Consider the following 17,854-nt stretch of genomic DNA (forward strand, 5'->3'; position numbering starts at 1 on the left):
TCCTTTATGCCTCTTCGATACAGATAGCGATATCTTTTACTTCGTAAATGCGTAACCCGTCTTTGCTCAGGTTGGCGTCGCCTACGATGATGCGTTTGCCGTTTTCATCTTTGACTGCACTGATGTGCACATCTAACGACATTTGCTTATTCAATGGGTTAATTTGGCCACGGTACTTCCATTTGATGTCAGATAAAATCTGGCCAAATTTCGGGTTTGTGAAACCTTTACCTAGGTCTTTGCTAATGGCGTAAGTTTGCATTAACTCGATAATGGCTTCAACGCCTAATGAACCTGGCATCACTGGATCTTGATGGAAATGGAATTGGAAGAACCAATCACTTGGGTCAATGGTGCGAGATGCCGACAAGTAACCTAAGCCATTTTTACCGCCTTTATCAACTATTTCAGCTTTGTCGATAAAGTTAAGTTGACCGCCAGCTAAGCGATAATGTGGTTGATTAGCGGGAGCATGGAACACGCGAGATTGCTTATCAAGTAAATCAACAGTGATATCAGCAGGGACGTTATTTTCAACATGCCATGGTTGAGTGATACGGCCGTTATCAATACCTAACTGGTTTTTAAGCGCATCGCCTTTAAAGTAGCCAAATACCGCACTGCCTTTGTAGAAGGGCTCGCCGTCAACACTTAAATCAAATGTGAAGCTTTGAATGATGTTGCTACCAGCAATAACGGTTGATAATAGCTTTGAATCATTAACGATGGTTTTGCCACGTAAATCAACATCACGTAATAGTTCACCACTACCGTCTAAGTTACGGAAGAATAACTCTTCACCAGGGAACCCTAATGTGGTGCCCATGTAGCCTGAAATAAAGCCGTTAGGTTGCAGTGAAATTTCCATCAACACTGAATAAGGTATGACCGAGGCGTGGCTGTTTTTAGCGAAATACCATGCATCAGTTGGCACTTCGTATTCTGCGATACACGATGATGGCTTTTTCAATTCGCCACGTTTACCTTGAATATCAACAATACGAGTCGTTAGCTGTAAGTCGCCACATGGTGTGCGCGGTGGAATGAAACCACGGTAAATACTAAAGTCCGGTCCAAAGCAGTTTTCAATATTGCCAGTGGCAAATTCGAACATGTGATACGCCGTGAATGGCAGGGTATCAGGAGTACGATTTGGATAATCTGGAATTATCGGCGCTTCAACATGTTGCAGTGGGATAACGCCTTTATTCGTTGGGGCATTCAAATCAGGCAGTTGAGCCATGAGTGGCGCATTGGTTGAAGCCGCTGGGTATAGAATATTATTGGTTGCTGAATTAATTCGATCAGCTGAGGCATCGACAGCGGGCGTATCATTAAGGTAGCGCGTACATTCGCTTTCTTCTTTGATCATGACACCTAAGTTTTGGAAGTCGACAACCGCTTTACCGTTAAGCAAAATATCAATATTCGCTTTGGCATATGGGCGAGGGTGAATGCCAATTTCAGTGATTTCCATCCGGTAAGTCAGTTCACCGTGCTGCGGCAGAACTTGACCACGACAACGCACTTTTTGTGAAGCATTTTCAAGTGGTTGGAAACGGCCATTTTCAACGAGCGTGTGCATACCAATGTGCAGCATAAAGAATTGCAGTAATTGACCACAACCTTCAGCCATTAATGACCCCGCCATGACTTGGTCACCTTTAAAGTGACATGGGAAATACCAATGATCAGGTGCCAGTTGCTTATGACCTTCAATAAAGCCTAAGCCCCATGCGCCGCCATGAACATCAAGGTTGCCTACTTGCTCAATCATCAAGAACTTTTCAGAAGCAAAACACAGTGAATCTTGCTTACCTGAAGCTTGTTGATGGTTGTGATGCTCGCCCGCGAAACAGCCACCTATATCTGCATTTAACAAATGATGAATTTGACCATAATCAAACTCAGTTTGGGCGCAATGCAATAATGGCTCAAAGCGAGGCTTATTAGGATTGTTTAGCGCAGTTTCACGCAGCTTAATCTCATCGTCGGTGCGAATAACGCCTTTACCGTCATCCAATTCTTGGTCGGTAAAGAAGCCTGCACAACCGCCGTCCATTTTCAGAATCATCTTGTCGCCAACAAAACACTCATACGAGAAGAAGAATAGTAAGGTGTCGCCATTCTTAGCGAAGTTATTAATCTTGATGTCGTAGCGCAGTGTGTCACCGCCGCGTGGTAAGTCATCTAAGAAGGTTAAGGTACAGTCAAGTAAGCGATAAACACGTTCACCTTTGTTTTCAAAATCAATCCCTAAGTAGCTGATCAACATTAAATCACATTGGCCTGATTCAACGGCGACCGCCCATGGAATTTGACCATCGACAAGGTACGGCGCATCTTCAGGGATGTCGTACTCTGTTGTCATGCTGCACGGCTTATATTGATTCATGGTCGCATCGAGTTTAGTCACGCGAGATACCAGCAAATAATCAGTGGTCGGTAGGCGAACACGGCGCGAGTAGTTATCAATCACAGCGTAATCAGGGCCGAATACCTTAGCGATATCGCCTTCAGCGTATTCAACTAAATCAGCGTAATTCCAAATACATGGCTTATCAGCAGGAGTCGGCGCTGTGTAAGGTGGCACATTTGCATGATCCGGACGCAAGATTGGAGCAGATGCTACAGGCTCGGCTAACACATTTGCTGCTTGTACAGCTGCAGTAGGTTGTGCAATCGGTTGGGCAACATAAGGCTGACCATTTGCTTGTGCTACCTGCTGCTTTAAAAGCGCATCAGCGACTTTTAAGCCTTGCTCACGGCTGTTTAAAAATGCTAATTGCGCTTTATGGGCTAACCATTGATTTTGCTCGAAAGCCGTTAAATGTGCTGGTGGCACTTGGTTTGCTGTTGTTACGTTTGCTGTCGTCACGTTAGCTTTAACGTTGGCATTAGCTTTGGCACTATCTTTGGCATTAAGCGCTGCAGCTTTAGGAGCTGGATTAAACTGGGTAGAACGATCTGAAAACGGCATAGAAGTCTCTGTTGTCATAGCGTTATTCTTGTCGAACATTGGTGCTAAAGGAGTTAGTTGTGGAGACACAAACTGACCTCGCTCAAGCATGTTCGTCGTTGTATTGGTTACGGCAGGGATAAGATTTGCCGTTTTAGCGCGAATATTGTCAATGTCAGCTAGTGGCGTATCGACAATATGCTGATAAATATCATGTCCACCTAAGCTCACTTGTTTAACAAGGCTCAGTTTTTTAGCGGTTTGCTGCCCAATATCAGTATTAATTCGACTGTTTAAAGCCGAGATCTGTTCAGCAGTTTGACTCATCAGTAGCTGTGAACACTGGTTCTCACTGAGTGTGGCGACAAGGGTATTTAAGGGTTGAACCGTTTGGTTTGAATGCGCATCTTGTTTTTGAATGAGCAGTCCGTGCAGCAAGCTTGCCATTCCTGAAGCGGCAAAAGTATGGCCGATACATGATTTGGCTTGAGTTGTTGCTGACTGACTATAAAGTTGTGATAGCGCTTGCGCTGAATCAATATGGGTTAAGTCTGGAGCTTGGTTTAGCTCTAGCTTGCCGATATCACTTGTAGATAAGCCCGCAGGGGTGAGTAATTCATCACTGATGGCTTCAAGTTGGCTAATGTGACCAAATGATAAACTGTTGATTGTAGCGTAGCTGTTTAACGCCCCGTGGCTGTTAAGGGAATCACTGCTGATTCGTTCTGTTGAACCTGATATTGCCGCAGATGGTGTGTCCACAGCACCAAGTGCTTGATGAATTAAATCCAGTGGCTCAGAGTCTGTGGCTGTTTGGTCGGCAACCTGCAGTACTATTGCACCCGCACCTTCACCAATACTGAGCGGAAGTAGTTGACCTGTTTTAGCGAGACTTGCCGTTTTCAGGACGATATTTTCAATACTGCCAGATAAATCAACTGCTGCGATGATCACGGCATCTAGCGGCTCTTGACGTGACTCCATAGCCAATAGGTTTTGCGCCACATCAATACAACGATTTACCGACTGCTCGCCTGCTGAAATCGTAAAGGCTGGGCCATTAAAATCCCATAACGATGAGATCCGCGACGCCATAATATTACCAATAAAGCTAGTGTATTGGTTCAGCTTGGCCGCATCTAAAACACTGTCCATCGCAAGGGTTTCGAGGGCTTGGTACTCATCGTCAGATAGGCTGACACCGTGCGCATTTAAGCTGGCTGCGATTTGAGTATGCAAATTAACTCGCCCACGGAATTGATGCAGTTCAAGCTCGGTTTCCATTGCAACCAGTACAGCAACCTTGCTGCCAGATGCAAGTTTGGCATCATGAATCGCTTCGTCTGCAACTTTCATCAACAATAACTGCTGCGAAATCAGGCGGTCGTCTTCATTCGGTGGCACTTTAAAACGCAAGAAGTCAAAATCAAACTGATCAATATAAGCCCCTGTTGGCGGTGTTTGCGCCAAACCAAGCTGCTGCAATAACTCAGGATGTTTATCTAAGCCTTTCCAGCGTTTTGCCGGTAGCGGAGTAAAGGCCGTTTGTTGCTGGTTTATTGCATTGGCAAAGCGGTTAATATTATTCAGCGGCCCAAAGTGTGATGCCATGCCTGTAATATGCATAGGCAACTGTGCATTAATGGTATTAGCAGCTGGAGCTGTTGACGTTTGTCCGTGATATGACTCAATCAATAAGTGGGCATTACAACCACCAAAGCCGAATACTGAGACACCAGCATGACGAGCACGATTGCCCGCTTTATCAGGCCACGGCAATACATCATTAGGTAATGTAGCAGGGCCAAACATCTGATTTGGTGATGTAATTGGCGAACTAATATTGATACTGGGTGGCAACATACCTTGGCGCATGGCAAAAATCATTTTCATGATCCCAGGCATACCCGCAGCCGTCAGCAAATGACCTAAGTTTGATTTAGCTGAGCCAATCAATGGCGTATGGCTACCATTGAGTTTGTCGTTAAAAAAACGTTCCATCGAGGTCAGTTCAACTTTATCACCCAGCGGTGTGCCAGTGGCATGACACTCGATGACCTCAATATTATCAGGGCCGAAATGTTCATCATGCATGGCTGCATCTGCATAGGCACGCTCAAAGGCTTTGACTTGACCATCACTGTTTGGGCTCAGTACAAATTGACCTTTACCATCGTTGGATAAGCCAATGCCGCTAACTAGTGCATAAATATGGTCGCCATCACGCTCAGCATCTTCAAGACGTTTGAGCACTAAAACGCCAGCACCTTCACCTGCAAATAACCCTTTTGAATTACTATCAAAAGGCGCTGAAATGCCATGGTCTGGGTAAGCATGGAAGATAGAAAAACCCATGTTAATAAAGAAGGGATCTGCGCCTGAAACCGCACCAGCAAGCATCATGTCAGCTTTGCCTGTATGCAAGTAATCACAAGCTAGCTTTAATGAGTAAACTGAGCTCGCGCAAGCGGCATCAAGGCTGAGTTGTGCTGCGCCTAACCCTAGGGCATCGGCCACTAATTTTGATGCATTATGTGCAATGGCGCCATTAGACAAAGAGGCTGGCGTTGTTTGCTTGCTATATCCCTCACTATCAAAAGGCTGCAATGTGAAACTGGGTTGTTGCAGCTTATCTTGTAGCGCTTTTTCAACGGCGCTGTGATAAATCGGCACAAACAATTCGTTAGATTTTGCCGTTGGGAACGACAAGGTACCCATGACAATACCAGTGCGATTTAATATCGCATTATCTTGACTGTTAGTGATATCCACACCAGCATCATTGAGTGCTTTACGCGCCGTGTCTGTTGCCCATAAAAAACTGTCGTCAAGACCATTAAACTGCGCAGCTGGAATACGGTAACCATTGGCATCAAAACTAAAGTCTTGAATGTAGCCACCTTTGTCACAATAAAAACGGTCAGACTGGCCTTGAACACCTTGAAAGTCAGCTGGGTTTGCATTGAGCTTTTGCTGACTAATGGTGCTGCGAGAGTCTTTTTTATCTAATAAATTTTGCCAGAACTTTGCTGGCGTATCAGCATCGGGGTACTGAGTCGCTAAACCGACGATGGCAATTTTGGGAACGTTTGATTGAGAACTCAAGATTGTTCTCCTTCTAATTGTGGAGCTAACTGAGCGGTTTGGCTTTGCTGACGGTTTTCGCGAGTAATGCTAGCGGTCAACAAATGGGATAAATTCTCAGTTAGATATTGTAGAGATAAAGGCACTTTATGCGAGATAAGCTGAGCGATACATTTAAGCAGCGCTGTTTGATCATCACCTTTGGCATTGATTGCAATGGCTGACAGTGGCGCGTTTAAATGTGAATCGGTATTAGCTGCAGTGCGGGCAATTTTATCTATCAAGGTACTGGTTTGCCTATCTGCGCCAATTTCAACAAATAAACGTGCACCTAAATGACGAGCATTATTCACCAGTTTAGTGAAGTTCAGTGGCTGACAAAATGTATCTGCAATGGAATTGGCGATGTCCTGACTGGTCAATGAAATAGGTATTTGACTCGCAGCACTAATGAATTTGATGCTACTTGCTTGTGCATCAAGCACATCTTGGTCGTGCAAAGCTTGCTGATAAAACGCTTGAACATTATCACGAATAAGCATGGCGGGTTGCGTGTGCATGGCTGTGACACGATTTGCTGCAATGCCACGTTTACCGATTTGTTTCAATAAGGCTTTACAGCTTTGCTCACAACCCGCTAATACACAGGTATCACCTTGTATAATCGCTAAATATGCGCGAGGGTAATCGGCAAGCACGGCTTCTATTTCAGTCGGCGCAGCACGCACAACAAAGCTATTCCAAACAATATCTTCACCCTGTTCGAGTTGCCATGCTTGACGGACGCAGTCGAGTCGGCCTGAAATATCAGAGGTGAAAATACTATTAGTTTGAGTGGCTTCAATCATATTGTGAGGCGTTTTCCAGACATTAAGGCTGGCCCACATTGATGCTTCACCCATAGAATAGCCCATTGCAAAATCAGGCTTAATGGCAAAGTGTTCGGTAAGCACTTTAGTTAATATATAACTTGCGCCAACCCCAGCAATAGCAAGCTCGCCTAAATTCATGTCTGAGGTTTTGGCATTTTCTGCATAAATACAATCAGCTTGAAGCATGGCTTTTACATCGCCATCACGTTCAAGTTGAGCAAACAGAGCGGGGAAGTACTGTGGCAGTTGTGCAAACATTTGCGGATAAACCGTACCCACACCCGGATACACAAAACACACGCCGCTGCGACCAAGCGCTTCATGATGAGTGATGGTTAAACAACTACCCGAAGGCGTTTTGTACTCAAGTTCATTTATCGATCCAGAGGTGTCATCACTTGCTGTACTGATTTTGGCTAACATGGCCTCAATTTCTGCGATTGCAGTGACTACAGAGTTGGCTATGATAACTGCAGACAAGGATTTGGTTTGATCAAATGCCTTTAAGTAATTGAGCATTAAAGAGATAACATGGCTAGGCTTGTTTAGAAGCCGCTGGCTGTCTAACGGATTGCTTTGTTGCTGATTAAGCCTATTGAGCGCCACTAATAGCTCATGCAAAGATTGGATCATGCAAGCAGATGTATTGGCTGCTAAGGGGAAGAATAGTCTGTTTTCATCAAGCATCGAGCTGGCCTGGGCCAGTTCAGTACCTTGAACAAAAACGGCAGCGTGTTGCTTGCCATTTTCTGTAAAGTTAAAGCTAGCAACACGGTTTTGGTGCATTTGGGTAAACCAATATTTGGCATTGGCTTGATTGCTATTGTTCTGCTTGTCACTAGTGACAGTAGGCAATGTAGTGTCAGGTAAACGACGCGCAGCAATACGGCTTATCAACATGACAAGCTGAGTAAACTTGTCTTTATAACAAGTTAACTCAGTGACATCGACCAAGGTAGGAGTAATGTGCTCACGTTTAGCTTGTGCTAAAGCGTTTTGCATAGCGCATTGCATATCATCAGCTTCTCCCAAACCCGTTAAATAGGCATGGGGATGACAGCGATGCTTAGCTGCAACAATCGCTGGCATCATCAATACTCGATACGGTATTGCTGGATGGCTCAGTAACACAGTATGTTGCTGCTCAATATGGGCAATCGCTTGGGCAAAATAATCACTAAAGCTAAGCGTTTGTTGGCTTGCTGTAGCAAGGTTATCTATGCCTGCATCTAAGCTTGATACATCAATTTCAAGGTCAATGGCAGACTCGCCAATGACCTGCGCTAATGAACACGGTTTTATGGCTGAAAATATGTCATCAGCATTTTGTGCTGGTGCGAATGATGTTTGATCATTCGCGACCAGTTTTAAGGCTATACGAATACTATTGATTGCAGCCGTTTTTGCAGTCAGTTGAGTGCTCACACAGACTCCTGCAAGTCAGCAATTGCTTTAGCAGGGGCAAGAAATGCCTCATTTAAGCTTTTGCTAATTGTTGTTTTTGCACTGCTCATAGTGCAACTCAAGCGACCATCTTGGTGATAAAGTGCAATATCAGCTGTTAACGAACGGCTGGTACTCTTAAGCACAGATAACACCAAGTAACCTTTATCGCCTGATGCAAATGGTGAATAAGTCGTTAACTTACCAATAGTCGATGGTAAGCTTGCAGCATCATGGTTAATTCGTGCCCACACTAACATGGCTTGCAGTAGCAAATCTTCAGCAAATGCTTGGCTGCCACCTATGGACAGATTAGGCGCAAAGCCTGCGCAATCTGCGGAACTAATATGTGGTAATTCCACGTTGCAAACCAGTTGTGTGTCATCAGCAATCAAGACTTGCTTGATGCCTTGCAGGCGTGGTCCATGAAATAAGCTACCGTTTGAATAAAGTTCGCTGTCAGTGCTAATCACTTTACCTGCACTTGCTAACTGTTGTGCATCCGCAACGATAGTTGGCTGTGTTGTTAAAGTTTGACCGTTAATGACGGCTTCATTGATCACAAGGTTTGCTTGATACTGAGGTCTTAGCAAGCTATCCATTGGATCGCGATGCATACGACTCGCGATCAGTGCTTTTAAGCCTGATTCAGTTTGCGTCAATGTTAGCGTTAATACTTGCGGCTCTTTAGTCTCGAAAATAATGCCTTTCAGCAATTTATAATCTTGAACAGTCACAGGCAGACCACACAATTGTTGCGCTGTTTCACGCATCCATTGTATGGCGCACACTGTCGGTAGTACTGGATTACCCGCGATGCAATGATCTTCAAGGAAGGGCATTGCTACTGGGTTTAGTACACGTTCAACAGTAACCGCGTTGTTGACAACACGGTTAGCAGGAGTAGTAAAAGAAAGAATCAGCGAACCCTCGGCATTAAGCGAAGAGTCCGCATTAAGCTTTTTTACAGCTGCGCCTGTTTTATCTGCTGAGCTTGAGCCCTGCATGCTTGAACCAATTAATAACTGTACGCCCGACTCAGACAATAGGCTGTGAGCAAACAAGTTTGCGCCTTTATCGAGTGGAATAACGTATACGCCGCGCTCAACAAACATTTTCTTCAATGCTGAACTGACCATTCCGCCATCCCAAGGGCCCCAGTTAAAGCTCATTACTTTAGCTTGCGGGTAGTTAGCTGCAAGTTGAAGTGCTGTCTTGTTGAGGATCTCATTAGACATTGAGTAGTCACTTTGGCCAGTATTGCCATAGAAGCCGGCTGCTGATGAGAACATAGCAACCAGTTTTAACTTGCTTGCATCAATCGCATTGATGATACCTGCAAAGCCCGACACTTTAGTGCCATATACACGGCCTAACTCAGCTAAGGTTTTGTCTTGAATATGTTTATCAGCGAGTACACCTGCACCATGAATGATGCCTGTAATCGGTTTAACACCTGCAAGAGATTGCTTGATGGCTGCATCTGAGCTGACATCCATGCTGATGTACTCAGCACTTGCACCGACAGCTTTAAATGCTGCTAATGAGCGATCAATTTCTAAACTGCTGGTAATCGGCCAAACTAAGGCATCAATTTGCTTAGGTGTTGGCTTGTTACCTTGAGATTGAATAAATCCGATTGCTGCTGCTTTTAACTGACTTGTGTTTACTTCACTAACGTTAGGCGCAGCCGCTATGACACTCTTTGCCCAAGTCGGTAAATTACCGGCTAAATGCTCACTGCGACCCGCTAAAATAAAGTGCGACTGAGTTTGTTTGGCAAGAGTAAGGGCACATTCAAATGTGACGCCTTTAGCACCGCCAGTCACCAATACAGTATCTTCACTGTTTAAAGATGTGGTTTGGTAACGGGTTTGAGCAGTTGCCGTAGCTGATAAAGTATGACGACCTTGGTCGCTAATACCCACTTCAGCTGTTGCTGTATCAACATCAAATAGCTCTGCAATAACGGCTTGTGCTAACTCGACAGCTTCAAAGCTTGGGGTAATATCCAATGCTCTACAGAACACAGTTGGCCACTCATGACCTAATGTTTTAGTTAAACCTGATAATGCAGCTTGGTTTAGCTCTGCTTTGGCAAGTTCAGCCGTGTTTAAGTAACCAAAGCCACCATCGATGCGGCTGACAGTCATAAAGCTGACACGCTCAGTTTTTGCTAGCTCAGCAAATGGTTTCTGTAGGTGTTTAGCCATCAAGAAAGCTTGCTCTACTGCTACAAAACCAGCATCACTTAAAGGCAAAGCTCCTTGTGCTGTTAGTTGAGGTTGTAGGTGAACAAAACCGGCGATCTTATGCTGCTTGCTAATTTGAGCAATGACATCGCTAATCGCGTCGTCATTGACCGCAGATAAAGTGAAGCTGGCAATATCACTGCTAAGCGGTGATTGCGCAGATGTCACTGACTCAGGGCTACGAATAACGGCGACGGTTAGGCCTGTTGCTACTAATTTTTCAGCTAAAACACCTGCGTTATGGCCGTCATCATTGATAACGATACAGGCGTCTTTTGAAAAACCGTCAACTAACTTATCCGCCGCTGGTAGCTTTTTTAGCGCAACTTCCTGATGAGGAGGTAAGTCAGTTGCTAACTCTGCTGCGGGTGCAGATTGAGTTTCAACGCTCGCTTGCTTTTTGTTCATAGCGCCTGCGGCTGGCAGTTTAGCGCCCATATAAGATACGATTTCGCCTAGGGTGCGACACTCTGCTAAATCTTCAGGATTTAATTCAGGTAAGCCCGGAAGCTCGTCTTGAACCGTCCCTAAAATTTCAACACGCTTGATTGAATCGATGCCTAAATCCGCTTCCATATCCATGCTCAATTCAAGCATTTCAGTTGGGTAACCGGTTTTTTCAGCAACCACAGTCATCATGGTGCTTTGAACTTGCTCAGCGCTCAGGGCTGTTTCTGCGGTTGAGGCAGCTACTTGAGAAGCGCCTGCTGCGGCCTGTGTATTAGCGCCTTCAGCAGGTAGCTTAGTGTTCATAGCGCCTGCGGCGGGTAGTTTACCACCCATGTACGAAACGATCTCACCAAGTGTACGACACTCAGCTAAATCTTCAGGGTTAAGTTCTGGTAGCGTCGGAAGTTCATCTTGAACTGTACCTAAGATCTCAACTCGCTTGATTGAATCGATGCCTAAATCCGCTTCCATATCCATGCTTAATTCAAGCATTTCAGTCGGGTAACCGGTCTTCTCAGCAACCACTGTCATCATAGTGCTTTGAACTTGTTCCGCACTTAAACCTGATGTTTGAGTAGCTGCTACTTGAGCAGCGCCTGCGGCGGCCTGTGTATTAGCGCCTTCAGCAGGAAGCTTAGTGTTCATAGCGCCTGCGGCGGGTAGTTTACTACCCATATAGTCAACGATCTCGCCAAGAGTACGACACTCAGCTAAATCTTCAGGGCTGAGTTCAGGTAGTGTTGGCAGCTCGTCTTGAACAGTACCTAATATCTCAACACGCTTGATTGAATCGATGCCTAAATCGGCTTCCATATCCATGCTTAATTCAAGCATATCAGTCGGATAACCAGTCTTTTCAGCAACGACTTCTAGCATGGTATTCAAAACTGTTTCAGCGCTAAGACCAGATACCGGAGTCGCAGACTGAACTGGTGATGCAACTGGGGCAGAACCAGCAGCGGGTAGCTTAGAGTTCATGTAGTCAACGATTTCACCAAGAGTACGACACTCAGCTAAATCTTCAGGGCTTAGCTCTGGCAGTGTTGGCAGTTCGTCTTGAACAGTACCTAATATTTCAACACGTTTAATTGAATCGATGCCTAAATCGGCTTCCATGTCCATGCTGAGTTCAAGCATTTCAGTTGGGTAACCGGTTTTTTCTGCAACGACTTCTAGCATGGTATTCAGAACTGTTTCAGCGCTAAGGCCAGATGCAGCTTGAACTGGCGCGGTTTGGGGTTGAGCTACTTCAGCGGCACTTGCAGGAAGTTTAGAGTTCATAGCGCCTGCGGCGGGTAGTTTACTACCCATATAAGATACGATTTCACCCAGTGTACGACACTCAGCTAAATCTTCAGGGCTTAGCTCTGGCGGTGTTGGCAGTTCGTCTTGAACAGTACCTAATATTTCAACACGTTTAATTGAATCGATGCCTAAATCGGCTTCCATGTCCATGCTTAGTTCAAGCATTTCAGTTGGATAACCTGTTTTTTCTGCAACCACTTCAAGCATAGTGTTGAGTACTGTTTCTGCGCTAAGACCTGAAGCGGCAGGGGCGGAAACGGCTGTGTGAGTTGCATTTGCAGTGTCGCTGTTCATAGCGCCTGCGGCCGGTAGTTTACTACCCATATAGTCAACGATTTCGCCCAATGTACGACACTCAGCTAAATCTTCAGGACTGAGTTCTGGCAGTGTTGGTAGTTCGTCTTGAACAGTACCTAATATTTCAACACGTTTAATTGAATCGATGCCTAAGTCTGCTTCCATGTCCATGCTAAGTTCAAGCATTTCAGTTGGGTAACCGGTTTTTTCTGCAACCACTTCTAACATAGTATCCAGAACTTTTTGTGAGCTCAGGGCTGTTTGTGCGCTTAAGCCAGCAGGGGTAGGAACTACAGGTGCACTTACTACAGGAGCGGCTACAGGAGCAGGTGCTTTAATTGGTTCAACAGGTGGGGTTGGAGCGGCCATCGCAGCAGGTTGAGCTACAGGTGTGGCCTTTACTGCTGGTACTACTGGCGTGTTTACGACAGGAGTTTGTACAGGAGGTGCTACTTTCACCGCTTCAACTACTGGTGAATTAACAATTGGTGCGTTAACAACAGGAGCAGTAACAGGTGTTTGACCCGTTAGCATGTTTAATGCATTTTGGCTTGCCTGAGCTTGTTGTTCTAAAAACAGGGTGTGACTTTGTAGCGTTTGCGCTTGATGCTGATGGAATAACTCAATCGAGCGTTGCAAGCTTTCAGGAATGGCTTGGCCTGCAGCAACCATTTTACTTTGCTCTGCCATCAAGTGAGTAAAGGTGTCACCATATTGCTGCGGAATCGCTAAGAATTGCTGATGCAGATCAGCGGCTTGCTGTTGTGCATTAAAGAACGCTTCTAAACTGCCAGAAGCAGGAGCAGCCTGAGCTGATGCATGAGGTGCTATTGCTTGAGGCGCAACGTTAGACACTGTTGTTGCGCCAGATGTGGCAACTTCAACATATTCAGTTTTAATGACTTCTTTTTCCACGATCTTCTCTACTACTTTTTCAACAGGTTTTTCGATAACTTTCTCAACAATTGTTTCGACAACTTGAGAGGTTACTTGGCCTGTTGCTAATGATTTTTCCATCTTGGCACGAGTAGGTGCACTGATGTGGTTGGTTGCATTGAGTTTAACGTTCATGCCTTTTGGTACCGCAGGAGCTGCGATTTCAGCTTGATAAGGGTCAATGCTTGAGAGTGGCGCACCTAAAACGCTAAGTTGCATAGCTGCAACACGAAGTTGCACATCACTGTTGCCCTTAGGGTTTGGATTGATACTGATAACGGATACCGCTTCAGCTTTATTACCTAGGGTCGCTTCAACCAGTTTTTGCAGAATGTTCTTAGGGCCGAACTCGACAAATACGCGCGCTCCCGCATCGTACATATTGTTCAGCTGATCAGTAAAACGAACTGATTGCAGCATATGTTGCTTGAAAGCGGCTTTAATTGATTTAGCGTCACTTGGGTGTTTGTCACCAGTGGCATTTGAGAACAGGTCGACTTTGCTCGCCGTGAACTTAGCTTTATCAATGGCTTTAGCAAATGGCTTTTGCGCATGCCCCACAAGTGGTGTGTGGAAGGCGCCAGAAACAGGTAGCGCGATAGCTTTAAAGCCTAAAGCGGCAATGGCTTTAGCTGCATCGGCGCAGCTTTGTGTTGGGCCTGCAATAACTAGCTGAGTGGCTGAGTTGTAGTTAGCCACCTTAACGCCTTCAAACTCGCTAATGCAGCTTTCTAATTTAGCGATGTTATCGCTATTTGCTGCATCATTTTCATTAGCTGGCAAGATAATGGCGTACATCGTGCCTTTATCTAATTCATTGCCATCTTTATCAACTGCTGATGCGGCCATTGAAGCGCCGCGAGCATAGGATAATTGGTAGTAGTCGTCATTAGAAATAACGCCAGCAGCGCAAAGAGCTGAAAGCTCACCAAAGCTGTGACCTGCAAACATATCTGCGCTAAAACCTGATTGAGTAAACAGTTGGTATTGGCTCATGCTCATTACACCAATGGCGCTTTGCGCGTTATCAGTGCTGGTGAGTAAAGCTGCTTGCGCATCTTTATCTGCTTTTTCAAAGGCTGGAATTGGGAACATCACTTGCGATAATGGCGTTTTATCAAAGCTTGCAAATACCTTGTCGGCTTTGATTAATTGCTGGCGCATTTCAGGGAAGTGACAAGCAACATCAATCCCCATGTTGACGTACTGAGAACCTTGACCTGCAAATAATGCTGCTACTTTCGGTGTGTTAGCTGCTTTTTTACCTTTAGTCGTCTTTTGGTTGGCATTAATCGTGATGAGCGCAGATGAGCGATAGCTCGTACCTGATGGTAATTGCCATGCTTCAGCGTCGTTACTTAGCTGCTTTAACGCTAAACCAAGTTGAGTGGTTAATTCATTAAGGCTTGAGACCACAAGACCCAAACGGGCTGCTGAAGTATCTAAAGTGCGAACAGCATATAGTTTAGCAATGCGGGCAAGTTCAGCTTGTTCGATGCTGCTGTTATCTGTGCCTTTAAGCGCGCTGATGTCAGCGTTAAGCTTGTTGATTTCTGCAATGAGCTCAGCTTTATTGTCAGCGCTAATCAATAAGCTTTGTGCTACTTGGCGCTGACGATATTTCTCATCACGGCTGTGCTCTGGGCTGTATTCTTCTAGTACTAAGTGGAAGTTTGTGCCACCAAAACCGAACGAACTTATACCAGCTCGGCGTGGTGTGCCATCAGGGCGAGGCATCCAAGGGCGAGTTTCAGTGTTAATGAAAAACGGTGAATCCTCAACATTAAGCTTAGGGTTAGGCTTAGAGACGTTGATGGTTGGCGGCAGCACTTTATGATGCAGTGCTAACGCCGCTTTAATCACACCCGCGGTTCCCGCAGTTGATTTAGTATGGCCCACTTGTGACTTAACTGAACCTAAAGCAATGTGTTGCTTTGTTGAGTCATTCTCACCAAATACAGATTTAAGACCATTAAATTCTGCCACATCACCCGCTGCAGTGCCTGTTCCGTGAGCTTCAATTAAGCCAACGGTTTCAGGTGCAAAGCCGGCGTCATCATAAGCACGCTTCAGCGCTTTAGCTTGGCCTTCAGGTCGAGGTGCATAAATTGATTTGAACTTACCATCAGATGAAGCGCCGACCCCTTTAATGACTGAGTAAATACGGTCACCGTCACGCTCAGCATCTTCAAGACGTTTTAATGCCACCATGCCAATGCCTTCACCAATCATCATGCCTTTTGAGTCGATATCAAATGGCTGAATCGTTTCATTGGTGGTAAACGCTGGGGTTTTTGAAAAACTCATGTACATCGATGGCGAGTTATCGGTACATACGCCACCAGTGATCATCATTTCGCTGCGGCCTTCAACCAGTTCGGTTAACGCCATACGCATTGCCGCAAGTGAACCTGCACATGCCGCATCAACCACACAGTTCATGCCGCCTAAGTCAAAGCGGTTAGCAATACGACCAGCAATAACATTACCAAGCGATCCTGGGAACGAGTTTTCTTCCCAGTGAATGTATTGGTCTTGGAATTTTTTGATAAGCATGTCGCTGTCGGCATCGCTTAGGCCGCTGCTTTTAAATACTTTTTTAAGCACAGGGTATTGCAGACGTGCTGTTAGGCTGGCATTAATTTTTTGGCCACCGCCCACACCTAAAGTAATACCGATTTTATCAGTGTCATATTCAGAAGTGACACCAGCATCTGCTAGCACTTCTTTGGCAATCACTAATGACAATAATTGCGAAGTATCGGTCAGTTCTAGGATATTTGGCGGCAGGCCAAATTCCATTGGGTTAAAGTCCACTTCAGGGATAAAACCACCGCGTTTACAGTAGCTCTTATCTGGGGTGCTCTTGTCAGCATCAAAGTAATCTTCAGCGCGCCAGTGGGTATCAGGTACTTCGGTAATAGCATCAATTTTTTCGCTGATTAAGTCCCAAAACTTATTCAGGTAACGAGAGTTGGCAAAGATACTGGCCATGCCGACAATGGCAATGGGCATGTCTTTAAGACGTTTATTCAGTCTTGTATCTTGCGACTCGTTATTATCTTGAGAGCTTGTCTCAGGATTTGTAGGGGCTTGGCTCATTTTGAGTCTCCAGTGTTCAGCTGATCCTTAGCTGATTTATTTTTTTGGTTTGCCGCTTCCGTGGATTGTAAAACTGTTGCGCCAGGAAAGCGGGCTAAAAAGGTGTGGTAATTTTTGACTAATAACTTACGTAAATGAAACGGGCCGTGCTTTAACACATAAGCGATATAACGATTTGTCGCTTGTGTGTGATTGTCTTGATATATGTCGAGATACACCCAGTCGGTTGCAAAGTCGACACCGAGCAAAATGGAATAACTGTCCGCTTGAGTGAGTTGAGGTGGAATCGTTAACGATACAACCTGTACAACGTTATCTGGTGTCGCTTCAGGTAATGCAAGGGTTTTAGCGAGCGTTTCAGGGTTCAGTGTATAAGTCGCTACATCTGTACCCTGAACAATAGGCAGCTGATTAAAATAACACTCAGGCACATGAGGGCTTTCAAATTCATCTAGTTTTGATATGCCGTAGCGCTTTAAACATCGGGCTAAACCAGAGCGAGAGACGTTAGGGTTGATAAATTGTTGTGTGACGTGAAGCAATCTATCCAGTGACATTTTTAATTGATAACGAAGTCCCACAACCACGTATTCTTCCATTGGTGAAAGCGTGGTTTTCAAATGATGTGGAGTATTGGGCGTATCACTGATTGAGTCGCGCTTGCGCCACTTTCTGACAGTGGCTTCCGAGATATTAAGAATCTTAGCCAATTGACTAACACTGAAATCAGAAGTCTGAATAAATTGACGCATTTCAGGAGTCGTTGTTGCATTGCTATGGCGAACAGGGGCCATCGCAACATCGGTTTCTGATGTGGCTTTCTTAGCGGCTGTTTGAGTTACAGCGTGAGCTTTTCTATTTGCGGTCATTTAAGGACTGCCATAGTTCGATGAATACTCCGTACAATCTGTTGGGACTCGGTATAAAAACGTGAAGATTAACGTTTGTTCATCTTCAAAATTAGCGTTTTAGCACAATCGAGCATGCAGAGTACCTGAGGTTTCGGGTCGATACAATCACCCGAAACTAATTAATCACTGATACGACCAGAATTAGCTAACACTTGTAAGCCGAATGGGTGATTTTGTTATAAAAAACGTTGCCGATGTAAACACTGATCTAGGTCAATTCATCTGAGTTGTTAGCCCCGTATG

At 45.1% G+C, this 17,854-nt stretch carries 4 protein-coding genes; all 4 read right to left on the reverse strand.

Features of this window, described 5'->3' with window-relative positions; all coding sequences use genetic code 11:
• Positions 1-4: 4 nt before the first annotated feature.
• Genes SJ2017_RS07010 through SJ2017_RS07025 form a run of 4 tightly spaced genes read right to left on the reverse strand, consistent with a single transcriptional unit; the run spans position 5 to position 17,569 of the window.
• The gene (locus tag SJ2017_RS07010) at positions 5-6,064 is read right to left on the reverse strand and encodes a hotdog fold thioesterase (RefSeq protein ID WP_080915297.1); all 6,060 of its coding nucleotides are present in this window, start codon (positions 6,062-6,064) and stop codon (positions 5-7) included.
• A complete protein-coding gene (locus tag SJ2017_RS07015) occupies positions 6,061-8,340 on the reverse strand; it encodes a PfaB family protein (RefSeq protein WP_080915298.1) in 2,280 nt (759 codons plus the stop codon). The genes SJ2017_RS07010 and SJ2017_RS07015 overlap by 4 nt, the downstream gene beginning before the upstream one ends.
• On the reverse strand, positions 8,337-16,700 hold the full coding sequence (locus SJ2017_RS07020) for a type I polyketide synthase (RefSeq protein ID WP_080915299.1): 8,364 nt from the start codon (positions 16,698-16,700) through the stop codon (positions 8,337-8,339). Before SJ2017_RS07020 ends, SJ2017_RS07015 begins: the two co-directional genes overlap by 4 nt.
• Positions 16,697-17,569, reverse strand: a complete 873-nt coding sequence (locus SJ2017_RS07025) for a helix-turn-helix domain-containing protein (protein ID WP_080915300.1) — start codon at positions 17,567-17,569, stop codon at positions 16,697-16,699. Before SJ2017_RS07025 ends, SJ2017_RS07020 begins: the two co-directional genes overlap by 4 nt.
• Positions 17,570-17,854 lie beyond the last annotated feature (285 nt).

It is taken from the genome of Shewanella japonica (genome assembly GCF_002075795.1).
In the GTDB taxonomy this organism is placed as follows: domain Bacteria; phylum Pseudomonadota; class Gammaproteobacteria; order Enterobacterales; family Shewanellaceae; genus Shewanella; species Shewanella japonica.

Coding starts and splice junctions, on each gene's coding strand:
- SJ2017_RS07020 (WP_080915299.1), bottom strand. CDS start 16,700: ATGAGCCAAGCCCCTACAAATCCTGAGACAAGCTCTCAAGATAATAAC.
- SJ2017_RS07025 (WP_080915300.1), bottom strand. CDS start 17,569: ATGACCGCAAATAGAAAAGCTCACGCTGTAACTCAAACAGCCGCTAAG.